General features: G+C 68.1%; 20 protein-coding genes and 1 riboswitch. Of the genes, 7 read left to right on the plus strand and 13 right to left on the minus strand.

Translation table 11 applies throughout. The features are described 5' to 3' along the window. Window positions 1–47: 47 nt before the first annotated feature. From ACFQ50_RS05705 to ACFQ50_RS05730, 6 genes are all read right to left on the minus strand, one after another. Entirely contained in the window at window positions 48–2,159 is a 2,112-nt protein-coding gene (locus ACFQ50_RS05705) for an ArnT family glycosyltransferase (protein ID WP_377994552.1), read from the minus strand. A gap of 6 nt (window positions 2,160–2,165) precedes the next feature. Beyond that, complete coding sequence (locus ACFQ50_RS05710) at window positions 2,166–4,307, minus strand: glycosyltransferase family 39 protein (RefSeq protein WP_377994554.1); 2,142 nt, start codon at window positions 4,305–4,307, stop codon at window positions 2,166–2,168. After that, on the minus strand, window positions 4,304–5,776 hold the full coding sequence (locus ACFQ50_RS05715; protein ID WP_377994555.1) for a glycosyltransferase: 1,473 nt from the start codon (window positions 5,774–5,776) through the stop codon (window positions 4,304–4,306). The genes ACFQ50_RS05710 and ACFQ50_RS05715 overlap by 4 nt, the downstream gene beginning before the upstream one ends. Before the next feature lie 274 nt (window positions 5,777–6,050). Continuing rightward, window positions 6,051–6,914 carry a hypothetical protein gene (locus ACFQ50_RS05720; protein WP_377994556.1) on the minus strand — a complete coding sequence of 288 codons (864 nt, stop codon included), beginning with the start codon at window positions 6,912–6,914 and terminating at the stop codon, window positions 6,051–6,053. Between the two features lie 5 nt (window positions 6,915–6,919). Beyond that, a riboswitch (cyclic di-AMP (ydaO/yuaA leader) is annotated at window positions 6,920–7,071 on the minus strand. A 104-nt stretch (window positions 7,072–7,175) separates the two neighbouring features. Then, window positions 7,176–8,810 (minus strand): ATP-binding protein, encoded by a 1,635-nt coding sequence (locus tag ACFQ50_RS05725; RefSeq protein ID WP_377994557.1) that lies wholly within the window; start codon window positions 8,808–8,810, stop codon window positions 7,176–7,178. 3 nt (window positions 8,811–8,813) lie between these two features. Then, window positions 8,814–9,554: a response regulator transcription factor gene (locus ACFQ50_RS05730; RefSeq protein ID WP_003801275.1), complete on the minus strand. Its 741-nt coding sequence runs from the start codon at window positions 9,552–9,554 to the stop codon at window positions 8,814–8,816. Window positions 9,555–9,751: 197 nt separating this feature from the next. On the opposite strand from ACFQ50_RS05730, the gene ACFQ50_RS05735 reads away from it, so the two are divergent. The 4 genes from ACFQ50_RS05735 (at window position 9,752) to ACFQ50_RS05750 (ending at window position 14,402) form a co-directional block, all read left to right on the plus strand. Beyond that, window positions 9,752–10,876: a hypothetical protein gene (locus ACFQ50_RS05735; protein WP_377994558.1), complete on the plus strand. Its 1,125-nt coding sequence runs from the start codon at window positions 9,752–9,754 to the stop codon at window positions 10,874–10,876. A gap of 598 nt (window positions 10,877–11,474) precedes the next feature. Next, a complete protein-coding gene (locus ACFQ50_RS05740) occupies window positions 11,475–12,350 on the plus strand; it encodes a winged helix-turn-helix domain-containing protein (RefSeq protein WP_377994559.1) in 876 nt (291 codons plus the stop codon). A gap of 46 nt (window positions 12,351–12,396) precedes the next feature. Next, window positions 12,397–12,924 carry a SixA phosphatase family protein gene (locus ACFQ50_RS05745; protein ID WP_377994560.1) on the plus strand — a complete coding sequence of 176 codons (528 nt, stop codon included), beginning with the start codon at window positions 12,397–12,399 and terminating at the stop codon, window positions 12,922–12,924. A gap of 50 nt (window positions 12,925–12,974) precedes the next feature. Further along, complete coding sequence (locus tag ACFQ50_RS05750) at window positions 12,975–14,402, plus strand: D-alanyl-D-alanine carboxypeptidase family protein (protein WP_377994561.1); 1,428 nt, start codon at window positions 12,975–12,977, stop codon at window positions 14,400–14,402. Between the two features lie 27 nt (window positions 14,403–14,429). On the opposite strand, the gene ACFQ50_RS05755 is transcribed toward ACFQ50_RS05750, so the two are convergent. After that, entirely contained in the window at window positions 14,430–15,245 is an 816-nt protein-coding gene (locus ACFQ50_RS05755; protein ID WP_377994562.1) for a nitrilase-related carbon-nitrogen hydrolase, read from the minus strand. A gap of 62 nt (window positions 15,246–15,307) precedes the next feature. Continuing rightward, window positions 15,308–16,660, minus strand: a complete 1,353-nt coding sequence (gene hisD, locus ACFQ50_RS05760; RefSeq protein ID WP_377994563.1) for a histidinol dehydrogenase — start codon at window positions 16,658–16,660, stop codon at window positions 15,308–15,310. 72 nt (window positions 16,661–16,732) lie between these two features. Here hisD and ACFQ50_RS05765 point away from each other — a divergent pair, with 72 nt between their 5' ends. Further along, complete coding sequence (locus ACFQ50_RS05765; protein WP_377994564.1) at window positions 16,733–17,638, plus strand: LysR family transcriptional regulator; 906 nt, start codon at window positions 16,733–16,735, stop codon at window positions 17,636–17,638. Window positions 17,639–17,789: 151 nt separating this feature from the next. Continuing rightward, the gene (locus ACFQ50_RS05770; protein WP_377994565.1) at window positions 17,790–19,265 is read left to right on the plus strand and encodes a purine-cytosine permease family protein; all 1,476 of its coding nucleotides are present in this window, start codon (window positions 17,790–17,792) and stop codon (window positions 19,263–19,265) included. 78 nt (window positions 19,266–19,343) lie between these two features. On the opposite strand, the gene ACFQ50_RS05775 is transcribed toward ACFQ50_RS05770, so the two are convergent. The 5 genes from ACFQ50_RS05775 to ACFQ50_RS05795 all read right to left on the minus strand — a co-directional run bounded on the left by ACFQ50_RS05775 (window position 19,344) and on the right by ACFQ50_RS05795 (window position 25,005). Then, entirely contained in the window at window positions 19,344–20,024 is a 681-nt protein-coding gene (locus ACFQ50_RS05775) for a hypothetical protein (RefSeq protein WP_377994566.1), read from the minus strand. A gap of 17 nt (window positions 20,025–20,041) precedes the next feature. Next, window positions 20,042–20,689 carry a TetR/AcrR family transcriptional regulator gene (locus tag ACFQ50_RS05780; protein ID WP_377994567.1) on the minus strand — a complete coding sequence of 216 codons (648 nt, stop codon included), beginning with the start codon at window positions 20,687–20,689 and terminating at the stop codon, window positions 20,042–20,044. After that, window positions 20,686–22,722, minus strand: coding sequence for a YhgE/Pip family protein (locus ACFQ50_RS05785; RefSeq protein WP_377994568.1), 2,037 nt, complete (start codon window positions 22,720–22,722; stop codon window positions 20,686–20,688). Before ACFQ50_RS05785 ends, ACFQ50_RS05780 begins: the two co-directional genes overlap by 4 nt. Then, a complete protein-coding gene (locus ACFQ50_RS05790; protein WP_377994570.1) occupies window positions 22,719–23,465 on the minus strand; it encodes an ABC transporter ATP-binding protein in 747 nt (248 codons plus the stop codon). Before ACFQ50_RS05790 ends, ACFQ50_RS05785 begins: the two co-directional genes overlap by 4 nt. A 67-nt stretch (window positions 23,466–23,532) precedes the next feature. After that, on the minus strand, window positions 23,533–25,005 hold the full coding sequence (locus ACFQ50_RS05795) for a dihydrolipoyl dehydrogenase family protein (RefSeq protein WP_377994572.1): 1,473 nt from the start codon (window positions 25,003–25,005) through the stop codon (window positions 23,533–23,535). 130 nt (window positions 25,006–25,135) lie between these two features. Here ACFQ50_RS05795 and ACFQ50_RS05800 point away from each other — a divergent pair, with 130 nt between their 5' ends. Then, window positions 25,136–25,864 carry a FadR/GntR family transcriptional regulator gene (locus tag ACFQ50_RS05800; protein WP_377994573.1) on the plus strand — a complete coding sequence of 243 codons (729 nt, stop codon included), beginning with the start codon at window positions 25,136–25,138 and terminating at the stop codon, window positions 25,862–25,864. Window positions 25,865–26,038: the final 174 nt, after the last annotated feature.

Here is a 26,038-nt window from a genome sequence, read left to right on the forward strand (position 1 = left end):
TTCGGTCCGGAGGCCAGTCAGGCTGGACCCGTCGGAGCCGTAACCCGTCAGGACAGATCGTAGACCGTGGCACCGCCGATGGTCTCAGCCTGGAAGTTCGCCGCCACCCACTCCGAGATGCGCGCCGCGGCATCGGAGCCGGTTTCACCCTGCATCATGCTTCCGCCAATGAAGTAGTGGATCTTGCCGTCCGCCACGAGCTGCTGGAACTGTTCCAGCGTGGGCGCGGGATCGGTCCCGTTGAAGCCTCCGACGGCCATGACCGGCAACTCGGCGGCAAGCTGGTAGCCGGCGGCGTTGTTGGAACCCACGACGGCGGCGGCCCAGGTGTACTTTGCCGCGCCGGTTTGCAGCGCGGTCACCAGGGCGTCCGACGGTGTGCTGGTGCCCAACAGGCCTCCCATTCCACCGCCGCCCCCTCGGCCGCCGAATCCGCCCGCTGCCTGGGTGGCGGAGTTGGCCGTGCCCGGATTGGCGGGCGTGCCCGGCCCGGCGAGCGTTCCCTGCCGGCTAAAATTTCCCGGCCCGGCCAGGTTGCCGCGGACCCCTGTTGCGGCTGGCCCGGCGCTGACAATCGCGCCGGAATGCGCAGTCGCCGCGGTGGTCAGGGAGTAGGCCAGCGGCGCGGCCAGCACCGCCGCGACCGCGGCAGCCGCCGTCGTGCGTTGCAGTGCCTTGCCAGCTCCGGCGGGTGCGGGCGGGACCAGCAGCAGAACCACGGCCAACAGCGCCAGGAGCAGCACCACCCAGCGGAGCCACGGGACGTAGGCGGGGGAGCGGCCCAGCAGCTGGAAGGCCATGGCGCCGGCGGCCGCCACCGCTGCGGCGAGCGGCACCGCCGCGGCCGGCAGGGAACGGCGCTGCCAGAGCAGGACGCCGGCCAGCCCGGCCAGACCCGCGATTCCCGGTGCCAGGGCCACCATGTAGTACGGGTGGATGATGCCGGCCATGAAGCTGAACGTCAGTCCGGTGACCACCACCCACAGGCCCCAGATCACGACGGAGGCCCGGACGGCGTCGGTCCGCGGCGCCCGCCTGCCGAGCCACAGCAGTGCTCCGGCGAGAACCAGGACCGATGGCAGCAGCCAGGCGATCTGCCCGCCGAACTCGCTGTTGAAGAGCCGCAGCAGCCCCGGTGTTCCCCAGCCGTTCCCGCCGCCGACGCTGCCGGTCTCGTCGCCGTTGAGCCGGCCCAGGCCGTTGTACCCGAGCGTGAGTTCCAGGATGGAGTTGGTCTGCGAGCCGCCGATGTAGGGCCGGTCTTCGGCGGGGATGAGCTCGACAGCGGCCAGCCACCACCCGGCCGACACCCCCAGCGCCGCTCCGGCACCCGCAAGGTGCAGCACGCGCTTCCCGAGACGGACCGGGGCGGCGAGCAGATAACCGGCCGCGAGCCCCGGCACAACGAGCAGGACTTGCAGCTGCTTGGTCAGGAAACCGAAGCCCAGGAACACGCCGGCCAGCAGGAGCCAGCGGAAGCGCGCGTCCTGGATGGAGCGCAGCACCGCATAGGCTGCCGCGGTCATGAGCAGCACCAACAGCGCGTCCGGGTTGTTGAAGCGGAACATCAGGGTGGCCACCGGCGTCAGGGCCATCACCGCGCCGGCCAGCAGGCCACCGAGGTGGGCCAGCCGGTCGTCGCCGGTGGCAGGTCTGGCGGCGCGGCGCACCGCCAAATAGAGCAGCCACGCCGTAGCCACGCCCATCAGGGCCTGCGGCACCAGAATGCTCCACGAATTCAGGCCGAAGAGGCGCACGGAGAGGCCGGTGATCCACAGCGCGGCCGGCGGCTTGTCCACGGTGATGGCGTTGGCGGAGTCGGACGAGCCGAAGAACCATGCTGCCCAGTCCTGGGACCCGGCCTGGGCCGCCGCCGAGTAGAAGGCGTTGGCCCAGCCGGAGGCGCCCAGGTTCCACAGGTAGAGGACGGACGTTCCGAGCAGGAGTCCTGCAAGTTCCAGCCGGGAGCGCAGTTCCTGCCGGGGCAGCCGCTGCAGCTGCTGCCGCGGTACGGTCTGTGACTGTGGGGTCTGTAACTGCCCGGTCTGCTGCTGCCCGGTCCGTTGCTGCCTGGTCCGTTGGAGGCCGGGGCGCAGAAGCCAGCGGCGGCGGATCCGGGATTCTGCCGTGGATGGCGAACGTGGAATGGTGTTGGCCATGATTGCCTAATCGGTCAGCTTGTAGACGGTGGAGCTGCCCACGGTCTGGGCCTCGAAGTTGGCCGCAACCCAGGTGGCCACCTCGGAGTTTCCGCCGCGTCCGCCGCCTCCGCCCATCCCGCCGCCGGAGATGAAGTAGCCGATCTCGCCGTTGACCACCATCTCCTGGAACTGCGCGAGCGTGGGGTAGGGGTCGCCGCCGTTCCAGCCGCCCAGGGCAATCACGTTGGTGCCCGTGGCGAGTTCCAGACTGGCTGCCTGGCTGGCGCCCGACACAATCCCGGACCACTTGGCAGTGCTGGCCTTGAGCAGCGCGGTGAGTTCGGAGTTCGCCGTGCCGGAACCGTCGGGACCCATCGCACCGCCGGGAACCGTACCGCCGGGAGCGTTTCCGCCGCAAGCACTGCCGGCGTCGGTTGCGCCGTTGGGGGCCAAACCGGAACCGTCCGGCAGCCCGGAACCGTCCGGCAGGCCTGAGCCGGAGCTGCCCGGCCCGGTGAGGCCGGCGCGTCCGCCCTGGCCGCCACAGCCGCCCATCGCGGACGCGGTGGGTCCCGACGTCGGGATCGATCCGGAGTGCGGCTGGGCTGCCGTGGCGAAGGTCCACGCAGTGCTGCCCAGCCCGCCGGCCAGCAGCGAAACCGCCACGACAGTGGCAGTCGCAGTCTTGCGGAGCCGGGCCGGAACAGCCTGGAGCGAATCGAGCCGGAGCAGCAGCGCGGCGGCGGCCAGCACACCGAGGATCACCACGGCCACCCTCATCCAGGGCAGCCACGTGGCGTCGCGTCCCAGGAGCACCGCGGACCAGACCGACCCTGCCAGGACCGTGGCGGCCAGCGTGATCCGGGCGGGCAAGTAGTTACGGCCGCGCCACAGTTCCACTGCACCGATGCCCACCAGCGCGGCAATCGCCGGGGCCAGCGCAACAGCGTAGTACGGGTGGACAGTGCCGCTCATGAAGCTCAGGATTCCGGCGGTTACCAGCAGCCAGCCGCCCCAGAGAACCAGTGCCGCGCGGGTACGGGACGTACGTGCCTCGCGGCGGGTAAACCACAGGCCGGCACCCAGCAGGATCAGGGCCGACGGAAGCAGCCAGGACACCTCGCCGCCGAAGCTGGTCCCGAACATCCGGGTGATCCCCGCGGCTCCGCCAAAGCCGACATTCCCGCCGAAGCCGCCGCCCCCGCCGCCCCCGCCGGGCATGCCGCCGCCACCGATGCCGCTTTCGGAGCCGGTGATGCGGCCCAGGCCGTTGTAGCCGAAGGTCAGTTCCAGGAAGCTGTTGGTCTCGGACCCGGCCATGTACGGCCTGGCCGAAGCCGGCGTGAGCTGAAACAGTGCGATGTAGCTGCCGGCCACCAGCGCAATGCCGCCGGCCGCGGCGAGCAGATGCAGGAAACGCCTGCCGAGGGTGGTGGGGGCGGCCCACAGGTAAGCCAGGGCCAGGCCGGGAACGATCAGGAAGCCCTGCAGCATCTTGGTCAGGAACGCCAGGCCGATCACTGCGCCGGCGGCGGCCAGCCACTTCCAGCCGGCCTTTTCGATGGCACGGGTGGTCAGGTACGCGGCGAGCACCAGGCACAGGGTGAGCAGCGCGTCGGGGTTGTTGAACCGGAACATCATCGCCGCCACCGGGGTCAGGGCCAGTGCGCCGCCGGCGAGCAGACCCGCGGCGGGGCCGGACACGCGCTTGATCGTGAGGTAGAGGAGTCCGACGGCGGCCACCCCCATGAGTGCCTGCGGCACCAGCATGCTCAGCGGCGAGAAGCCGAAGACCCGGCCCACCAGGGCGGGAATCCATAGGGCCGCCGGGGGCTTGTCCACGGTGATGGCGTTTCCGGCATCGAGGGAGCCGAACAGCAGCGCCGTCCAGTCTTTCGTGCCCGCCTGGATGGCGGCGGCATAGAACGAGTTGGCGTATCCCGTGGCTTCGAGGTTCCACAGGTACAGCACGGCGGTGAACGCCAGCAGCGCTGCTGCCGAGGGCCGGATCCAGCGAGGCTGGTTTCCCAGCAGCAGCCGGGATGCCATGCCGGCCGGGCGGGTTTGCTCGGGGACGGCCTGGCGGGGAGCCTCGGGCACGGCCGGGGCAGTTTGGTCTGTTGTCGGGACTGTCGTCTGGTCTGGGGGAGTGACGGTGGTGCTCATGACTGTGCCATTTCTGTGGTCGGGTCGGATGCCTGCGGGAGGGATGCCTCGGAAGCGGCAGGATCTGCGGGAGCGTTGGTGGGGGAGGCGGCAGGATCTGCGGGAGCGTTGGTGGGGACCGGGCGCCGTCGGAAGACCCACAGCCGGAACAGCAGGAACTTCAACGCGGTGGCCGCGAGGTTCGCGGCGGTGACGGTCGCCAGCTCAACCCAGCGGTCCGGCGTCGTGCCTCCGGGCAGGGCCCCACTGTGGACCAGGGCGAGCGCGCCGGAGGTGAGGCCGAGCCCGATCCCGAAAACCAGCAGCCCTTCAAAGTGGTGGCGGGCAACATCGCTGTTGCCGGCGATGCCGAACGTGAAGCGACGGTTCGCGGCGGTGTTGGCCACGGCCGTGGTGAGCAGGGCCAGCAGGTTGGCCAGCTGCGGATCCATCAGGTTGCGGCAGAGGTAAAAGAGGACCAGGTACGCCAGGGTGGATGCCACGCCGATGGTGCCGAACCGCACCAGCTGGCCGAACAGGCTGCCGCCCGGGCTCTGCTCCTGGCTGCGAGATGCGGCCGGAAGGGGGCCGCGGGCAAGGGCCGCGCGAAGCTCGGCGACGGGGATGCGGCCGCTGACCATGTCCTTGCTGAGCCGGGCCATGCCGCGGACGTCGGCGAGTGCCGTCTGGACGATGTCCACGCTGGAATTGGGGTCGTCGGTCCAGTCCACAGGCACTTCGTGGACGCGGAGGCCGCACCGTTCGGCGAGGACCAGGAGTTCGGTGTCGAAGAACCAGGCGGTGTCCACGGTGTGCGGCAGGATCTGCTGGGCGATGTCGGCGCGGATGGCCTTGAAGCCGCACTGCGCATCGCTGAAATGGGCGCCCATCAGGGACTGCAGCATGAAGTTGTAGCTGCGGGAGATGAATTCGCGCTTCGGCCCGCGGACCACGCGGGAGTTGCGGGTCAGCCGCGTGCCGATGGCAAGGTCCGAGTGGCCGGAGATCAGCGGGGCAAGGAGCGGGCCCAGTGCGGCCAGGTCCGTGGAGAGGTCCACGTCCATGTAGGCCAGGACAGGCGACGGCGAAGCCAGCCACACTTTCCGCAGGGCGTTGCCGCGGCCCTTTTCCGCAAGGTGCACCACGGTGACCTCGCGGAGCTCTCGGGCCACGCGTTCGGCCGCTTGGAGCGTGCCGTCGGTGCTCGCGTTGTCCGCAACGGTGATGCGGAACGAGTGCGGGAACGTGCCGCGCAGGTGGGCGTGGAGCCGGCGCAGGCACTCCTCCAGGTCGCGTTCTTCGTTGTAGACCGGGATGGTCACGTCCAGGACCGGTACCGCGGTGGAGGTATCGATCGGCGACCGCCGCGTATGCCTGATGAGGGTCTGGGACGGGGCATCTCCGGCCGCGCCGGCTCCATGGAGCGCGTGCGGCCGGGTGTGCAGCGGTGGGTGCGGCTGGGGTCCGGAGGCCTGGTCAGTGATGGTCATGCATCAACAGTGGCGGCCGCTGTTATGAGGGTTTTAGGGCGAAGCTGTGCAGGGGCTGTGGAAGTTCCTCAGCGCTCGCTGGCGGCCAGAATGAGCGGCTTGTGGCGGCCGGAATGAGCGGCCGGTGGGTGGCCGCATTTCTGCACCTCTTTGCCGGCCGCGGGTGGGCACGGACGGCAAGAGGGCCCCGGATCCTGGCGGATCCGGGGCCCTCGGGCACTCTAAAGCGGTGCAGAAATGCTCGCCCTCAGCCGGTTCGGCCGCGGCAAACCGGTCAGTACCAGTTGTGGGCGAGGTGCCAGTTCAGGGCGCCACACGGGGAGCCGTAGCGCTCCTTGATGTAGTCCAGGCCCCAGTTGATCTGGGTGCGGTAGTTGGTGCGGTAGTCCGCCCCGGCGCTCGCCATTTTCTCTGCGGGCAGCGACTGGACGATGCCGTAGGCGCCGCTGCTGGCATTGGTGGCCGTGGTGCGCCATTCCGATTCCTTGGTCCAGAGCCGCTGCAGGCACTGCATCTGGTCTGCGGACCAGCCAAAGGATCCGAGCCTGGCGGCTGCGTAGGCCTGTGCGCCGGAGGGATCGTTCAGGGCCACAGGCGCAGCGGCCCGGGCCTTTGCGGCCGCCTTGGCCGCGGCAGCTTTCGCTGCGGCAGCCTGGACGGCGGCGGCGTTGGCCTTAGCCGCGGCGGCCTTTGCGGCAGCAGCCTGGGCGGCGGCGGCCTTAGCGGCGGCAGCCTTCTTTGCAGCGGCAGCCTTGGCCGCAGACTCCTTGGCAGCGGCCTGGGACGAGGACTGCGGAGCGATGGACGCCGCGGACGGGGCCGGAAGGGCGGAGATCAGCGTCTTGTCGAAGCTCAGCGTCTGCCCGGCGTCCGCGGTGGCCGCTGCCGGCTCGGCGGCGGAAGGCGTGGCCTGGTCGGCCGCGTGGCCTGCGGCACCGACGCCAACGAGCACCGCGGCGGCAGTGGTCAGGACAGCCGCCCGGCGGCCAAAGGACGGAAGGCCGGAAGTGAGACGGCCCCAGGCCGTCGTAGGCCGGGCCGGTTCGGCGCGGTGCCGGGAAATGCCCTGGCGTGACGTCGTGCGGTCAGACTGATCTGAGGCGCGTTCAGGGCGCGCCTGAGTCTTAAATTCAGACATGGTGGATTGCCTCTCACACCTGCGGAGTTAGCTGTCGGGTTCGGATGAGGTCATCCGGCCGCACGGAAATTCACGTGTCGGCTTCACCCCAAGGGCTGATGCGGAAAGCCCGGGACTCTGGTTCCCCCGCCTCTGCCTGATGTAGCGGAATCCGGGAAGCGGCAGAGCTGGGCGTCAATCCGGAGATGCGGCGCTAGTGGCGGCCGCACCATATCGACGGTACAGGAGGCTTCTGATTAAGTCACATTTAGGTAACGGGAGTCACGGCGTCGGCGCGGCGCCTTGCATGGGCAGCCGGACCGCAAATTCCGTCCGGCCGGGCCGGGACGTGACCTCCACCGTGCCGCCGTGCGCTTCCACGATGGACTGCACGATGGACAGTCCCAGGCCGCTGGTTCCCTCTGCCGAGGCGACGCCAGGTTCTGCCTGCGAAGGCCCTGTTTCTCCCCGCGAATCCGCGGTACGGAGGGCTGTTTGCGCGCTGGCGCCACCGGTGGCAGGACCCTTCGCCGTTGCGGAGGCAGGCGACAGGGGCGGCTGCGCCGGCGTCGCCCGTGAGGCGTCTGCGCGGGCAAAGCGCGCGAAGACCTTGTCCACGAATTCCGGCGGGATGCCGGCGCCGTCGTCCGTGACAGTAATCACAGCACTGCCGTCAGCCGACCGCATCACGCCGGTGGTCACCGTGGTGCCGGGACGGGTGTGCTTGCGGGCATTGGAGAGCAGGTTCACGAGGACCTGGTGCAGCTGCGAGTCGTCACCCCGGACCGACACGGGTTCCTCCGGGAGGTCCAGATGCCAGGCCCGGTCCGGCGCCATGACTTTTTCGTCACTGACGGTCTCGATCACCAGCTGCGTGAGGTCAACGTCGCTGAGCTTGAGCGGCTGGCCCTCGTCGAGCCGGGCGAGCAGCAGGAGGTCCTCCACCAGGGCGGTCATGCGTTCGGACTGGCTCTGCACGCGTGCAAGGGACCTCTGGCCGTCCGGGGTGAATTTTTCGGTCATGCGCATCAGCTCGGTGTAGCCGCGGATGGCCGTGAGCGGCGTGCGGAGTTCGTGGGAGGCGTCCGCCACGAACTGCCTGACCTTCATTTCGCTTTCCTGCCGCGCCTCCAGCGCATTGGAGACGTTGTCCAGCATCTGGTTCAGGGCGTGCCCCACGCTGCCCACTTCGGTTCCGGGATGGGCGTTCGACGGCGGGACGCGGACGGCGAGTGCCACCTCACCGGCGTCCAGCGGCAGGCGCGACACCTGCGTGGCCACCTCGGAGAGCTGTTCCAGCGGTTTCATGGTGCGCCGGATGAGCACCGTCCCGGCCAGGCCGATCAGCACGAGGCCACCCAGCGAGACGATGGTGATGGTCCAGACCAGCGAGGTCAGGGTGTTCTGCTTTTCGGCGAGGGGAAGCCCGGTGACGATGACGTCCCCGTAGGGCGCCTGGGCGGCCACGAGCCGGTAGGTGCCCGAGGACAGCTTCCGTTCAACCGGCACGCCGTCGCGGCGGAGCTCCAGGAGGACCTGGTCGTCCGCGGCGGACAGCGAGGCGAGGGTGGCGTCGCTGTCAATGAAACCGGCGCTGATGACGGTGCCGCCCTCGATCCGGGCCGTTACCGTCCCCACCCGCTGGCCGCGTGCGCCCAGCGGATCGGGTTTGGTGCCGGGGTTGCCCAGCGGTGGCCGGCCAAAGTCGCTGGACCGCCGGGCGGCCTCCGTAAGCTGCTTGTCGAGTTGCTGGGTCAGGAAGGAGTCCATCGAGGCGTAGCTGAACAGGCCGATGGCACTGCAAATCGCCACCAGCAGGGCCATGGCCACGAGGACCAGGCGGGTGCGCAGATGCCAGGTGCCCGGCTTCAGCCAGCTTCGGCGCTGGGTACGGACTGCACCGGAAAGGTTTGCCACGGCCTACTCTGCCGGTTTGATGACGTAGCCCGCGCCGCGGACCGTGTGGATCATCGGCGGATGCACGGCATCCACCTTCTTGCGCAGGTAGGAGATGTACAGTTCGACGATGTTGGCCTGGCCGCCAAAGTCGTAGTTCCACACCCGGTCCAGGATCTGGGCCTTGCTGACCACACGCTTGGGGTTCTCCATCAGGTACCGCAGCAGCTCGAACTGGGTGGCCGTCAACTGCAGCTCGTCGCCGGCGCGGGTGACTTCACGGGTGTCGAGGTTCAGGACGAGGTCGCCCACCACAAGCTCAGCGGAATCCATGGCGGCCACACCGGAGCGCTGGACCAGCCGGTGCAGGCGCAGCAGGACCTCCTCCATGCTGAACGGCTTGGTGACGTAGTCGTCGCCGCCCGCGGCGAGGCCCACGATGCGGTCCTGAACCGCGTCCTTGGCCGTGAGGAAGAGTGCCGGGACCTCCGGCGCGAAGGCACGGATCCTGCCCAGGAGCTCGACGCCGTCGAACCCGGGAAGCATCACGTCAAGCACCAGCACGTCCGGGCGGAACTCCTTGGCGAGTTTCACTGCCTCGGGACCGTCGGCAGCGACGGCCACGGACCAGCCGGCCATGCGCAGGCCCATGCTCATGAGCTCTGAGAGGCTCGGCTCGTCGTCGACCACCAGGGCGCGGATGGGGGAGCCGTCCGGGTGGGTCAGTTGGGGAAGGTTGTTGGTCATGGAGTGCGAAGTGGCCATGTGACAACTCTCCGTTCTGGTGTTTAGCCGCCGCTTTGGCAACCCTGTGCGCCGGCTGTGAATCCCAGCCTAGCGAGCTGAAAGGCAGCGCGTGCGCATTTTTCAGGTCACAGCCATGGCTCTTGCGCCGCACAGGCCAAACACAGGAAGGCTTTCCAGTCTGGAACGGACACTTCCGCACCCCTAAGGAGATAACAATGAGCGGACAGCAGCATTCACCTGTTCCGGAAACCACGCCCCTGCCCCCGGCGCCGCAGCCGGACGGGCATTCCGCCGGCTGGGGCTTTGGCGGGGGAACGCCGACGCCGGCCCCCGCGAACGCCGGTCCGGCACCTTCCGCTTACGCAGCGGAGGACAACACGGACGACCCCCATTCAGCCGGCGCCCGACCCGCGGAACCCGCAACTGAACCGGTGACGTCCCTCGGCACGTTCTCCTCCGGCGGTGCCGCTTTCCATGCCGCACCGCACGCCGTCGTGTCGAACTCTCCCGCCCCGGGCGGCGATCCGAACACCCAAACCCCTTCCTCCCAGGCCGCAGATGCCCAGGGACCAAGTGCCCAGGCCCCGAACTCTCCGGCCCCGTACCCGGGCTGGGGTGCCGGCGGGGCCCAGCCTCCGGCCGACGGCGCCGCGGGCGCAGGCTGGGGAGGGCCGCCGTCGGCCGGAAAATCCGGCGGACCGGCTGCCAGCGGCAAGCCGTGGACCATGAAGCGCGGGCTGGTCGTGGCCGGTGCGGCGACGGTTCTGGCCGCCGGCGCAGGAGCCACCGTGTACGGCCTGGGCAGCAACGCGGCCGCTGCCGGCGGAACGGCCGCCGGCCCGCAGGGCGGTTTGGCGCAGGGCGGAACACAGGGCGGGTTGAGCCAGGGCGGCCTGCCCCAGGATGGCGGGTCGATGGGCGGCCCGGGCGGCATGCAGGCGCCGGGCGGCGACTTCGCGCCCAACGGCCTCGGCGGCATGGGCAGCGGCGTCTCTGCGGCGGTTCATTCGGAGTACGTCGTCGAGGAGAACGGGGAGTACGTCTCCAAGGTGGCGCAGCTCGGTACCGTTTCCACCGTTTCCTCTGGTGCGGTGACAGTAAAGAGTGCCGACGGGTTCACGCGGACCTACACACTCAGTGACGACACGGTGGTGAGCAATATGTTGCAGAGGCGCCAGCAGTCAGCAACCGGCGGCCTGACAGTGGCCGACATCGTGTCCGGAGCCACCGTGCGGATTGTGGCCGGCAAGGATGGCTCGGCGTTTCCGGCGGAGAGCGTTCAGGTGAGCGGGACCGCGACGCAGTCGGGCGGAACCAGCGGATCGAGCCAGTCGAGCTGATCGACGGGAAGGCGCAGCGCCCAGGTGAACCGGGCGCTGCCGCCGTCGTTCTGGCGGATTTGACCACGACCCCAAACCCGCGCGTGGGCAAAAAAACTTCGTCCGGGCTGCGTCATAGCTGGACAATCGGCGTATCGCCGCTGCGGGTTTCCAGCAATTCAGATGTCATTGAATATTCAGCGCGAATTTACGGAAAAATCGAAGAAGATTCCGCAGGAGTAGCTTTCCGACCGTCCGTTCAGGAAAAAGGATCAAAAAATCGGCGGCTTTCAAAACTGTGATTTGTCGCACAAACTGGCCGTTTGTCTCAGCATGCGGACGGTTCCGTCCATTGTTACTTGCAAGTTTTCATTGTTACGTTGCACACTTTCAAATGTGAACAAGAACTCAACAGCACCTGCAGCCGCAGAATATTGGCCCAGCACACCCGCTGCTGCCGACATGCGCTGTTGTCGAATGCACGCCTAACTTTCACCACCCCACGAAGTTTTTAGGCATTCGCCCCCAGCCCAGCGTAGGGCGCCCCTCCCCAGAATCATTGCGGGGAACCAAGCATTCGAGCCGCGATGACGGCCATTCACATTTGAGGTAAGCAAACATGACCGTTGCATCCGGATACGTCCACATCTCAGTCCGTAACGCCAACAAGGCTGGCCAGGCGCAGGGACTGCGCCAGGGATTCGGCGCCCGCCCCGCCTTCGCCCCGGCAGGCCCGGCCAACAGCATTCCCGCCGCCCCGGGTTACGCGCCCCAGGGCTACAACCCGAACTCCTACGGCCAGCTGCGCGCCGTGCAGGCTGAGGAAGCCGCACCGCTGACCGCACCCACGCCTCTTGTGGCCCCGGCCGCCACCGCGCCGGTCCGCCCGGTTCCCAACGACAACGTCGCCCGCGGGTTTGTCCTGTACATGGGCATTGACGAGGAGACCGCGGCCGCCGCCGGCACCTCGATCGCCAAGCTTGCCCAGGAGATCCGGGCCTACGCCCAGTCTCTGGTTACCGGCGCCGAAAGCTACGCCGCCGTCGCTGTGGCGCCGGCCAGCGCGCCTGGCTCGGCGCTCGACGTCGTCCGTTCCACTTTCGGTGACCCCACCGTCAACGCCCGGCAGCGCACCGAGACTGCCCGCGTCCAGCCAGCCCAGGATCCCCGTCCCTCCGGTGTCCTGATCGATCTCGCCCGCCGCGAGGTGCACCTCGACGGCGAGTCCCTGAACCTGACGTTCAAGGAATTCGAACTGCTCAACTACCTCGTGGAGAACGGCACCCGCACCGTGGGCCGCGACGAACTGCTCGAGGGCCTGTGGCGCAACGCCGAAGAGGTGCCGAACGAGCGCACCATCGACGTCCACATCCGCCGCCTCCGCTCCAAGCTGGGACGCCTTGCCAACACCGTGCGCACGGTCCGCGGCCAGGGCTACCGGTTCTACGAGCACCCGGAGGTTGTTGTCTGGGCCGCGCCGGAGTACTCGATCTAGCCTCCTCCGCCCGAACGGCCCAGGCGGCTGGCGTTAGGCTTGGGCCATGAGTGCGCACCATAAGAAGCGGTTGGTCCTTATGCGCCATGCCAAGGCTGACTGGCCCGGCGGGGTGGCTGACCACGAGCGTCCCCTGGAGGAACGGGGCCACCGCGAGGCTCCGCTTGCCGGTAAATGGCTGCTCAAGCACAACATCGTCCCGGACTTCATCCTGTGCTCCAGTGCCCTCCGGACACGGCAGACGTGCACGTGGGTTTGCAGTGAACTCGGCGAGAAGGCCCCGACGCCGAAACTTGAGGACGGGCTGTACGGCGCCTCCGCGCTGCGCATGCTTGCGGTCATCAACCACGTGCCGGACACCGTGACCACCCTGATGGTGATTTCCCACATGCCCGGCGTGCAGGACCTGGCCATGCACCTGGCCTCACGGGATTCCAACCACGACGCCTACATGGATGCCGCCACACGCTTTCCCACCAGCGGCCTGACCGTGCTGGAGACGGACAAGCCCTGGGCCGAGCTGGACGGCCAGGACGCCAGGCTCACGCACTTCAAGGTCCCGCGCCCACACTAGCGCGGACGAGTAGGCTTGTCCCCAGCGTCGTCTAATGGGGAAGGGCCGCCATGCTGAATTCTGTAACCGCCCGGTGCCGGGCCGGTGCCCGGCGGTGCGCTGCCGCCGTCGTCGTTCTCCTGATGCTCTGCGCCGGGGCGCAGCAGGCAGCCGCGGCACCGTCCGGTGAGCCGCTGTCCACGCAGGTTGTTTCGAACCCCGGCAATGCATGGGTCCTGGTCAACAAGTCACGTCCGCTGAATCCACGCCAGTTCGCGCCGTCGGACCTCGTCAGCTGGAACGGCACCGGCCATCTGCTGCGGCACCAGGTCACGGGCGCCCTGGGCCAGCTGTTCGCCGGGGCGCGTGCTGCCGGCTACTCCCTGGAAGTCATCAGCGGTTACCGGTCCTATGCCTCCCAGAGCGCCCTGTACAGCTCGTACGTGCAAATGTACGGGCAGGCCTACGCCGACCAGATTTCGGCGCGGCCGGGCTACAGCGAGCACCAGACCGGGCTGGCGGCGGACGTCGGCAATGCGGGCGGCGCCTGTGGGCTGACGGACTGCTTCGGGACCACTCCGGGCGGGCGCTGGGTGGCGGCGAACGCCCACCGCTACGGTTTCATCGTGCGCTACCCGCAGGGCTACTCCGGCATCACCGGCTACACATACGAACCCTGGCACCTGAGGTTCGTCGGCGTTCCGCTGGCCACCGACATGAAGAGCCGCGGCATCCCCACCATGGAACAGTACTTTGCCGCCCGCCCCACCGTCAGGAGCGGGGCCGACGTGCTAGCCGCCGATTCCAGTGGCGTGCTGTGGTCCTACCCGGCCAACGGCCGGGGCGGCTTCGGCACCCGCGTGCGGATCGGGCCGGGCTGGTCCGGCCTTAAGGCCGGCTTCGTCGCTGACTGGAATGCCGACGGTGTGAACGACATCGTGGCCCAGTGGAAGACCGGGACGCTCTCCGTGTACCGCGGCAAGCTCTCCGGCGGGTTCCTCAGCCCCGTCCGCGTGGGCAGCGCCGGGTGGCAGTCCATGAACATCACCGTGGGGAAATGGCACAGCGGCCAGCGGTATCCGGGCGTGGTGGGCACGGCAGCGGACGGCGCCATGTTCTTCTACCCGAACGCCACGGGCAGTGCGCTCGGCGCGCGGCTGCGGCTCGGGCAAGGATTCCAGGGCATGAAACTGACCATGGCCGACTTCGACAACGACCGCCGCCAGGACCTGCTGGTCACCAGGGCGTCCGGCGAACTCCTGCTGTACAGGTCCGACGGCGCCGGAAAGTTTGTTGCGGAAGCCCGCCGCCGGGTCGGGACCGGCTGGAATGCGCTGGCCCAGTCCCACGCATCGTTCGGGTTCCAGGGGCCGGGGACGCGCGGACTCACCGCCAAGACCACCGACGGGCGCCTCGTGTATTACAGCCTGGGCAACAGCCAGTTCACGGGTCTCCGGCCTGTCGGACCGGGCTGGCAGCCGTACAACATCTTCCGGTAGCCGGCGGCTTCCCCGGAACATGCGTCCCTAGCCGTGGGGGTCAGCCCGTAGCCGTGACGAATATAGGGCCGGGCGCCGGTCGCTGAGGGTATCGTTGCGCGGTCCGATGCGGGTGCGTCCGGCCGGCACGGTGATGACCGTATCCAGCCGGCCCGCAGCGTCGGTCGCGCCGGCGGGCCATCCGTCGCAGCCGATCGCTGACGTGCCCTGGGTCCAGGTATGGCCGCGCTCCGTGCCGGCACGGTCACAACAGACGATGGCCACGCATGATGCTCTCGCCGCCGCCATGGCTTGGACCACTTCCGGGGCATGTTCGCCGGCTGGCCGCGGCACCAAAGGCCAGTTCGTGGGAACTGCGATGATCTCGGCCCCGCCGAGGGCCAGCGACCGGGGCATTTCCGGAAACTCGAGATCGTAGCAGATCAGCACCCCGAGCGGCCCGAGCGGGGTCGGCACGACCGGCGGCGGCGCGCTGCCCGCCTCGAAGAGCGACTGTTCCTCATCCCAGAGATGTGTCTTTCGGTACACGGATATGACACCGGCGCGTGTCATGATGGCGGCGCTGTTGAAGAGGGAATGCTCGCCGCGTTCGCAGAATCCCAGGACCAGCACCATGCCCGGATCGAGCAGCGACGCCCACTCCCCGAAGACGGGATCGTCGGAGGCGAGGGCGCATCGCCCAGCCTCGTCGGGCCGGAGGTAGTAACCGCTGGTGGCCAGTTCCGGCAGGACGAGTAGCTGCACGCCGTCTTTTACCGCAGCCTGGATCGCGTCCCCGATCATGCGGAGGTTTGCTGCGAGGTCGCCTATGCGCGGTGCCAGTTCGTGGGCCCGCACAGCCACGCGGCGTTCACCTGGCGCTGTGGCAGCAGGTGGCGTTGTCTGGTCCCGGGGTTCGGCAGCCATTACGCGAGCGCGGGCGGGGTTTGTCCGGTCACCAGCTCGCCGGCCCGTTCGAGCCGCATTGTTGCGGTGGCGCGGTGTGCCGCCATGCCTTCGGACTCCGAAATGACGGCAACGGCCGTGGCAAGCTCAGATGTAGCTTCGCGGGCGACGCGCTGATAGGTGAGCGGCTTAAGGAACCGGGATACCGACAGCCCGGCAGAGTGCTTCGCACCGCCGGCCGTCGGCAGCACGTGGTTGGTTCCGGCCATTCCCTTGTCGGAGTAGGCCACCGTGCTCCATTCGCCGATGAAGAGCGATCCGTAGTTGCGGAGGGCCGCGTGATAGTAGTCATTGTCGGCGGTCAGGATCTCCAGGTGTTCCGGTGCCAGGTCATCCATCAGCGTCACTGCGACCTCACGGCTGGATGCCAATGTCACCGATCCGTAGTCGCGCCAGGCGGCGCCGGCGATCGGCGCGGTTTCGAGTGTCGCAAGCTGGCGCTCCACCGCCGCGATGACCTCCAGGCCGAGTTCCCCGGATGTCGTGACGAGGGCGGCGGGGGAGTTGGGCCCGTGTTCGGCCTGGCCGAGGAGGTCGGCCGCGACCAGTTCGGCGTCCGCGCTCTCGTCAGCGATCACCGCGACTTCTGAGGGGCCGGCGAGCAGGTCGATGGCAGCCGTACCGAACAACTGGCGCTTGGCTTCCGCGACGTAGGCGTTGCCGGCCCCCACCAACATGTCCACGGGTAGATCGCCGAGCAGCCCGAAGGCCATCGCGGCCAGCGCCTGAACGCCGCCGAGGACAAAGAGACGGTCGACGCCGGACAGGTGTGCGGCGTAGACCACGGCATCGTTGGCGAAGCCGCCCGGCTGCGGGGGAGTGCAGGCCGTGACGGCCGGAACCCCTGCCGCCTTGGCCACCCCCACCGTCATGAAGGCGCTGGCCGTCAGCGGGAAACGCCCGGCAGGCAGGTAGGCCCCGACGCGCGAGACGGGAATGTACCGTACCCCGGCGTGGAGCCCGGGTATGAGTTCGGTATCGAAGTCCCGGAGGTGCTCCCGCTGCACTCGGGCAAATGCCTGGGTGCGCGCGGCCCCCAGCTCGATTGCTGCACGCAGGTCCGCCGGGAGGCGGTCCCCGCTGGAGGCGATCCGGGCGGCGGGCAGTTCGATGTCGCCGCCGTCCCAGCCGTCAAGTTTTTTTGCGTAACGCAGGACGGCGTCAATGCCTCCTGCTTCGATCTCGCCGAGCATTTCCGAGACGGTGGTGATGACGGCAGGATCGCGCTGCGCTGCAGGCGCGTCCACTGCCGGCTCTTTGAGGTGGCGGTAGGAGCCATGGAGGTTTTTGAGGACTGCTGGGGTAAAAAGCATGCAGTGATCCTAGGCATGTGCCGTAATACCGCACAAGAGCTATGAAACCTATCAAAGGTATAGCTTGTTCCTATGACACTGACACAGCTTCGCGCTTTCCTGATGGCAGCGGCCCTGGGATCGTTTACGGCTGCGGCGCTCGAACTGGGCACCACGCAACCGACAATTTCCGAACTCGTGCGCAAGCTCGAAGCCGTTTGCGGCCTGCAGTTGTTCGTGCGCGGCGGCCGCCGGCTCGTGCTCACGTCGGCCGGGCAGGAACTGCTGCCCTGGGCGCGGCGCGCAGTGGAAGGAGCCGATGGCGCGGAGCAGTCGCTGAGTGCGCTGCGCGGGCTCAGCGGAGGGGTGGCCTCCATGGGGGTGCTGCGGAACGCGTCCTACTATTTTCTTTCCGATCTGGCGGTACGGTTTCATGCCGAGCGGCCCGGGGTGCGCACCCGGCTGGTGGGCCAGAATTCCGTCGAAGTGGCCGACGCCGTGCGGTCGGGCGAACTCGAGGCAGGGCTTGTGGTGCTTCCCGTCAACGACGACGGCCTCGCCGTCACGCCGCTGCTGCGCGACGAGGTGCTATGGGCCAGTTCCGACCCCGAGCGCGTGCGGCAGCCCATAACCGTGGAGGCGATCAGGGAAGCTCCGCTTATTCTCTACGACGCCCACTACGGCTGGCAGGATCCGACCCGGCGCCAGTTGGCGGAACGCGCCCAGCTGGCAGGAATAAGGCTGGAGCCGATGATCGAGGTCGAGAACGTGGAGTCCGCCCTGCGGCTTGTGGCCCGCGGTGTGGGCGAAACCCTCATTTCACGCGCCGTTTCGGTGAGCGACATCTTCCCGCAGGGGGTGTCCACCGTCCCCTTTGCTGATCCCCTGTACGACACCATCGCTGTGGTGGTCCGGGAGGACGCCGCCCTCTCGCCCGCTACTGCGGAATTGGTGCGGTTGGCGACCGAGATGGTGATGAAATCGGCCCAATCGTCGTAGCCTATAGGGAGTTCCTATGCTGCCCAAAGGTTTATATCGTCTTGTGCGATGCCATGATCGTTCCTAGTCTCGTGAAACCGGGGTTTTACCGGCGTCCGGAAAGTCCCATGGATGCGGCGCCTCGCGTATCTGACCACATTTGAGGAGAACCATGAGCCAATCCGCCATGGATGTTTCGCAGTCGGCGGGACAGCCGGAACTTGTCGAATCCCGTTCCATTGACTGGGTACCCCTGACCGAGCGCCGGGGCAAGTCCTGGAGCCTGTTCCCGCTCTGGTTCATGTCCAACGCCAACGTGACCACTCTGGCGACGGGCATGCTCGGGGCAGCGCTGGGTGCATCTTTCCTGACCTCGCTGCTGGCAATCTGCCTCGGCGTTGCGGTCGGAACTGTGTTTACGGCGTTCCATTCAGCCCAGGGCCCCCAGCTCGGGCTGCCACAGATGATCCAGTCGCGGGCCCAGTTCGGGTTCCGTGGCGTCGCCGTAATTTGCGCCATCGTGGTCTTCAGCCTCGTCGGATTCAACATGTTCAACCAGATGCTGGCAGCACAGGTACTGACCATGACCACCGGTGTCGATGCGAACCCCCTGTGGTACTTCATCATCAGCGGTCTCGCGCTCGTGCTCGCCATTTTCGGCTATCACTGGATCCACAACACGCAGAAATGGCTGACCCTGGTCTTTCTCCTGACATTCGGCGTCTTTACAGCGGCCACGCTCGTTTTCCTGCCGCTCGACCCGGCCCAGTTCTCCCTCGCGGGATTCGACTGGGTGCCGTTCCTCCTGCAATTCGGGGCTGCAGCAGCCTATGCCCTGGGCTGGGCGCCCTATGTCTCGGACTATTCCCGGTACCTTCCCCCGGAGACAAAGCCGGGCAGGACACTGTTCTACACCTACGGAGGGGTCTTCGTCGGAGCGGTGTGGCTGATGGCGCTTGGTGCATTCGTTGCCGCCGTTTTCCACGGGGCATCGCCGCTTGAAGGTGTCCGCGACGCCGCGGACCAGATTCTTCCCGGCGCGGGGTTCTGGCTGCTGATTGCAGCGCTCCCCGGACTGGTCAGCGTCATCACCATTAACATCTACGCCGCGGCAATGGAACTCATTACTATCGCCGATTCGGTCAGGCCGGTCCGGCCCACGCGGGCCCTGCGCATCCTCGGGTGCACCATCATCGCCCTGGCGGCCTTTATCGGCTCACTCCTGAGCACCGGTGACTTCCTTGCCAACTTCGGCAGTTTCCTGGTGATCCTGCTGTATGTGCTCGTGCCCTGGACCTCCGTCAATCTCGTCGACTACTACTTCGTGCGCCGCGGACACTATGCCATCGGGGAGATCTTCACGCCCCGCGGAATTTACGGCACCTGGGCCTGGCGCGGGATGACCGCCTACCTGATCGGCATCGTCGCGATGGCACCCTTTGCCGTCACTGCCTGGTACGTCGGCCCTGTGGCCCAGGCCCTTGGGGGAGCAGACCTTGCCCTGTTCGCTGGCTTGGCGGCTTCCGCTATCGCCTACCTCATCCTCGGCCGCACTATCGACTTCGAAGCGGAGCAGCGCGCTGCCGAAGCCGGCCGCAGGACAACCGGACAAGAGGCAGTGCAGTTCTGGAATCCGAGTTCACACTAGCGGCTCGTTTGCGGCCATGAAGTGCTGTCCGGCCGGGCGCACCTGAGCCCCCCGTCAGGGCAGGCTTGTACGGCTGCTTCAGCGGCGCGGAGCCCTGCCGGTTGCCGTCCCAGTCCCTGCCCCACGCGGCGCTGCCACCCTCGGAGGCGGCGTCCGCTGGGGCGCCGTCTGCCGAGTTGCAGCTTGCTGGTTCGGGGTGCGCTGTGCCGGCTGCCTGGCACCCGCCGGGAGTCTCGCCGCGGGGCGGGCCGGTGCCTGGGCCGCCCGGGTGGTGGACGCGGAAGCCGGCCTTCGGGTGGCGCTGGCCGGGTTGGTGGTCCGGGACCTGGACGTGCCGGCGGGCCTGGCAGAGGAAGCGGGGCCCGCCCGCCGCAGCCGCCGTCGGGAGGGCCAGACGGCTGCGCAAAAGAGCACCAGCAGCGTCAGACATCCCGAGGCCGCGGCCAGATAGAAGTAGATGTCCGAATCCCGGGTGGTCACGGCCTGGCCCAGGGCTGCCGGACTTTGGTTGAACGCCAGCCCCCACATGCGCAGGAAGGCGATGCTGCAGCCGATAAACAGGCTGGTTCCGGCCCCGCCCGCTAGCAGGGCAAAGTATCGGCGCCGGGCAAAGGCTTCGGCCACGGACGCCACATACCCCACCGCAATGGCGCCGAGGAATGCCACCAGCGCGGCTTCCTCCAGCGTGTAGGCGGTCAGCACTAGCAGGCCTGCCGCTGCGGCAAACGCGCCGATCGCTGTCTTTCCGCTGTTACCCATGTGGCCCATGGGACTAATCATCCCTGAGGATCGGGCCCCTTCAGCACGTAGCCGCGCATGATTGTCATGATGGCTGCAACGCTTTGGTCACGGCTCCGTTCGGGGTTGTACGTCTGACGGTCCAGCCCCACCACAAAGCAGGCCCCGAACACTGCCGCTTCCAGGCTTCCCCGGGAAATGGTGGCGTCCACCGGGTACTGCGCAGCAACGCTTTCGATTGCCGCGCCGATCACCTGCAGCAGCCGGCCCCGCAGCTCGGCGAAGGTGTCCTGCCACTCGCTCGGGGTGCGCCATTGCTCACCCACCCACAGCCTGGCGAAGGACGGATACTCGGCCATGAAGTCCATGGCCTGGCCGATCATCGCCTCCATGCCGGCCAGCGGGTCCGCCGTCCCGCCCGTCACGCTGAGCAGCCTGGCCTCGAGGATGTCCACGCCGTGCCGCAGCAACTGGGCTATCAGGTCGGACTTGCTGCCGAAGTTGTAGTAGACGGTCCCCTTGGACACGCCTGCCGCGGCGGCGATCTCGTCCACGGTCACGCCTGACGCGCCGCGCTCCCCGATCAGGTCCATGGATGCCTCGAACAGCTTCTGCTTCGTGGCGTTGGTCCGGCCGGGGCGGAGCTTCCTCGGTCCAGCTCCCTGGTCCGCCTCCAACGTGCTCATACAGCGATCTCCGGTTTCAGGGTCTTAAGGGTCCAGAACTTGTTCTTGCGGACGGCCAGCGTTGAAAGGGCCATCCCCAGCAAAGTGTAGCCAAACAGCCCCGCCACGGTGCCCGGGACCAGGGACAGGTCCGCGCCGTAGACCAGGTGGCGCATGCCATCCACCACGTACCCCATGGGCAGCACCCGGTGGACGGCGTGCAGCGGCTCCGGCGTGGTCTGCCAGGGGAAGGTGCCCCCCGAGGAGACGAGCTGCAGCACCAGCAGGATGAGCACTGCCAGCTTTCCCGGCGAGCCGAGCAGCGCCACCACGCCCTGGATGACGGCGCTGAACGCCATGGCGGCAGCCAGCAGGAACAGCCACATCAGCCACGGGTGGGCAGGATGCAGCCCCAGCCCCACGTTGACGACGACGGTAAGCAGGCTCGCCTGGACCGCGGACACCGCCAGGAACGGAAGCCACCCCCCGACGGCGATCTTCCAGGCCGGCGCGTTGGAGGCCAGGGCGCGCTGGGTGATGGGCCGCATGGCCTGGACCAGCATGAAGATGCCGATCCACAGGGCCAGGGTCATGAAGAAGGGAGCGAGTCCTGCGCCGTAGGAGCCGGCCTTCGCCTGCGAGACGTTGCTGACGGACACGGGGTCGGACATTACGGCCGAGAGGCTGCTTTTCTGCGAGTCGTCGGGGTGGGGGACCTTGCCGGCGCCCTGCGACAGCCCGTCAGCCAGTTTTCCGGCGCCGGCTGCGGCGGTGCCCGCTCCGCTCTCCAGTTGCGCCGCACCGCCGTCGAGCGTTTGGGCACCCGCCGACAGGGCGGCGGAACCGTCCACCGCTGTCTGCTCTCCCGAAGCCAGTGTAGAGGCGCCGGCTGCCAGCCGGTCTGCGCCGGCAGACGCCGTCGAGATGCCGCCGGTCAGTGCCGGTGCGGCGGCGGCCAAACGCGCCGCGCCGGCGCTGACCGCCGCTGATCCGTCGGAAAGCTGCCTGATCTGCGCGGCGTCTGCCTGGATCTTCGCCTTGGCCTCGGTGACCGGGCCGGACGCGGCAGCGGAATCAACGTCCGCGAGCACCTTGTCCGCCTGTTCCCGGGTCAGTACACCGGCGGCCACCAGCCTGTTGTTGGACTCCAGCAGCCGGCCGCGGAGGCCGCTTTCAGCAGCGTCGAGCTGACCGACGGCGTCCTGCACCTTGGTGTTCAACGCCGCGTTTCCTGCCGCAACCTGCGCGGCACCGTCAGCGAGGCGCTGCGAGTCCGCCGGAAGCCCGGCGGTCCTGTCCCGCAGCTCAGCCAGCCCTCCGCTCAGCTGTCCGGCGCCGGCCGACAGCCCGTTGGCGCCGTCACGCAGCCTGACCTGGCCGTTGTACAGGTCGGCGGCCCCGGTTTTCAGCTGCCCGGTTCCCGCATGGAGGGTGACCGCACCGTCGTGCAGCCGGGTGACGCCGTCGGCCAGCTGGGCGGCGCCGCCGGCCGCCTTGACCATCTGCGTGTGGATGGTGCCGAACCCGGTGAGGAGTTGGTTGGCCGTCTCCGCCCCGACCTCCTTGGCCACGGACGCGTGCACGGCCGTGGTCAGCTTGTCCACGATGGTGCTCAGCAGGTAGTTGTTGGCGTCGTTGGTGGTGACGTTTAGCATGGCCTGGGTCGCCGAATCGAAGCTGCCGGGCGAGGCGAGGTTGGCGGAGAAGTCCTTGGGGATCTTGAGCGCGAACGCGTACTTTCCGTCGCTGACGCCCTGGTCCGCCTCTGCCGTGGACTGGACCGTCTGCCAGTTGAACACGTGGCCTTCGAGGAGGCTGTCCGCCACCTTCTGCCCGGCCTGCAGCCGCGTCCCGTCACCGGTGGCCGCCCCGGCGTCCTCCACCACGAGTGCAGCGTCGATCCGGTCGAGGTTGCCGTACGGATTCCAGTTCGCGTAGAGGTACACTGCGCCGTAGAGCAGCGGCACCAGGGTGAGGGCCAGGATGGTCAGCTTGGGCAGCAGCCCGCCGGTCATGCGCTTGAGTTCGGAGCGCGCCAGCCGCAGGACAGTCACTTGGCCACCCCACCCGTCACGCCGGACTCACCCGTAACGCCGGAGTTTTTGTCCACATAATCGGACCTCGGGGGCGTTTTGGAGCCATTATCTGGACGAAAACTCCCCGGGGAAGGACGGCTGGCGGCATTGCCGATTGCCGCGGACGGTCCGGTCCAGCCGTCCGGGAGGGCAGTAACGGTTGCGACGACGGCGAGGGGCCGGCCGTCGTCGTACGCCAGTTCGCTGAGCCGCGGCAGCCAGCCGGCAGGGTCGGCGCCGTGCCGGTCGGGGGAGTCCACGACGAGGAGGTCCGTGGCGGGGTTGGCGAGGGCCAGGGCTGTGAGGAGCTCGGTGCGGCGAGCCGGCGGGAGCTGCTCCGTCCACATGCCGGCGACATCCTCGAAGCGGTTGACCTTCAGCCACGGCTTGCTCAGGAGGGCGCCGCGGTAACGGCGTGGAATCAGGGCCAGATCCTCGGTCACCAGGTCCGCGACGCTCAGGTGCTGTTCGGGTTCGTTGACGCCGGGGGAGTCCACCACGGCGCTTGAACGCCGCAGCGGCCTGATCCCTGCCGTGCCGTCCCAGCTGGCAGTGCCGCCGTCGGGCTTCATCCGGCCACTGAGGACAAGCGCGAGCGCCGTCCGCTGGTCCTGTCGGTCGCCGGTCACCAGCAGCAGTTCGCCGCGGGCCACCTGGAGTGAAGCCGGCGGCAGGAGGTCGAGCCGCCGGCCTTTCACGCTGAGCTGTCGTGCGCAGAGCAAAGGGAGCCTTTCGCAGAAGTTATCTGCATCAAGGCTAACTGAACTGACTAGTCAGTTCAAATAAGAATTAGAGGCCGTACTTCTCCAGCAGCCGCAGCCAGACCTCGCTGATGGTCGGATACGAAGGCACAGCGTGCCACAGCCGGTCCAGCGGAACCTCCCCGACGACGGCGATCGTCGCGGCGTGCAGGAGTTCGGCGACGTCGGGTCCGGCGAAGGTTGCGCCGAGGAGCACCTTGCGGTCCTCATCCACCACGAGCTGCGCCCAACCCTCGTAGTTACGGGCGTGCAGGGAGGAACCCGCCACGGCGATGGGCAGCTCTACCGAGGACGCGTTGTAGCCATCCTTGCGGGCCTGCTGCAGGGACCTGCCGACGTTGGCCAGCTCGGGATCGGTGAACACCACGTTGGGAATGGCGTGTTCGTCCGCAGTCTGCGCGTACCGGCTCCACGGTTCGGGTTCCCCGCGAAGTTCGCCTTTTGCCCGGGCCGCAATGGCGGCGCCGGTGGCCCGTGCTTCGTACTTGCCCTGGTGGGTGAGCAGGGCCTTGCCCGCGGCGTCGCCCACCGCATACAGCCAGGGACCGCCGTCGTTGCCTGACGCTCCGGCCACCACGCCGGTTGAGTCGGTGCTGACGGTCAGGGGTTTGCCGTCGCTGGCGGTCAGCCCCACGTTTTCCAGACCGATTCCGTCGAGCGCGGGCCGCCGGCCGGTCGACACGAGCAGCTTGTCCACGGTGACGGTGTCGCCGCCGTCGGGTTTGCCGCCGTCGAGCGTGAGCGTCAGGGTACCGTCGGAATTCCTGTGGACGCTGCGGGTCTTGGTGTCGAGCCGGAGCTCCACGCCGTCGGCCCGCAGGCCGGCGGCGACCAGTTCCGCGGCCTCGGCCGGGAAGCTGCGCAGCAGCCCGCTGCGGGCCACCAGCGTCACCGTGGATCCGAGACGGGCAAAGGCCTGGGCAAGCTCCGTGCCGGCGACGCCGCCGCCCAGCACGCCAAGCCGCTCGGGGATCTCCTTCGCCGAGGTCGCCTCCCGCGTGCCCCAGTACTCAACCCCGGCCAGCCCGTCAACGGGCGGCTGGTTGGGCGTGGAACCGTTGGCAAGTACGACGGCGTGGCGGGCCGTGAGTGCGTAATCGTCGCCGTCCAGCCCGGCCACTTTAACAGTCCGTTCGCCGGTGATCCGTGCCCGGCCGCGGATGAGCTCGATGCCTGCACCCTCCACCCACTCCACCTGGCTGGCATCCTGCCAGTGGGAGGTGAAGGAGTCGCGCCGCTTGAGGACCGCGGCCGCATCGAGTGTTCGGGTCACGGCTTCGCTGGCACCGGGAACTGCCTGGGCTCCGTGGAGCGCGGTGCCCGGGCGCAGCAGCGCCTTGGATGGCATGCAGGCCCAGTAGGAGCATTCGCCGCCCACCAGTTCGGCCTCCACCAGGACTGCCGTCAGGCCTCCCTGCACCACCCGGTCCGCGGCATTTTCCCCTGCCGCGCCGGCGCCGATCACAATGACATCGAATTCCCGTTCAACAAGACGTGGCATGGCAACAGCCTACGCCCGCCATTGCCGCGGATTTCGGCAGGCGGTGCCGTAACAATGGACCCGTCTGTCCGGGGACGTGGGACATCCGCTACGGTGAGGAAAAGTACGGACAGTGCAAAAGGAGCCCTCCATGCAGCCCTCCAACGTGGTTCCGCCCGCCCGCTTCAGCGCCCAGGCCCGCCTGCGTGCCCTGCAGTCGGACATCATGGAACTGATCCTGGACCGTGAACTGGAGCCCGGAGACGCCCTTCCCACCGAAAATGAGCTGTGCCTCGCCCTCGGTGTGGGCCGGAATACCCTGCGGGAGTCGCTGAAGGTCCTGCAGGCGCTGGGGGTCATTGAGATCCGCCACGGGTTCGGGATGTTCGTGGCGCCCAGCAATTTCGAGTCCCTCGCGGACGGGCTGATCTTCCGGGGCCGCCTGTCCCTGCGGCACCACGGCCTGGAGGCGCGGCAGCTCGTGGACGTCCGGCAGGCGCTGGAGGCGGGCCTCATCGGCAGTGCGATGGATGAGATGACCGCAGACCAGCTAGCTGCCGTCGAGGAGTCCGTCATCCGCATGGAGCTGAGCGCCGCGGCAGGGGAGCCCTTCGTCGAAGCCGACGCCGAATTCCACCGCAGGCTTTTTGAACCCCTTAACAACGAGCTCTTGCTCAACCTGCTGGGCGTCTTCTGGAAGGTCTACCGCAAGATCTATACGGAGGTTGGTCCCGGGGTGGAGGACCTGCCCGCGATCGCGGCGCTGCACCGGAACATTTTTTCGGCTGTCGCTGCCGGGGACAAGGGGCGGGCCGCCCGCGAGCTGACCCACCACTTCGACGGCTTCCGGCGGCGGATAGAGGAGGCTGTTGGTGCATAGGAACTTATGTTCTAACCCGCGTCGGTCCTGAACTGCGGGAATATCCGCCTGCCTTGGCCGGGCGTTTGCCCTGGCTTCGGGCAGGGGGGCCGCATTAACGCAGAAGGTGCGGCCCCCGGGTCCCGGGGGGGCCCGAGAACATATGGGCCCAAAAGGTTATGAAACCCCAACAAA

This window comes from Arthrobacter sp. NPDC056493 (assembly GCF_042795115.1).
Lineage (GTDB): Bacteria > Actinomycetota > Actinomycetes > Actinomycetales > Micrococcaceae > Arthrobacter.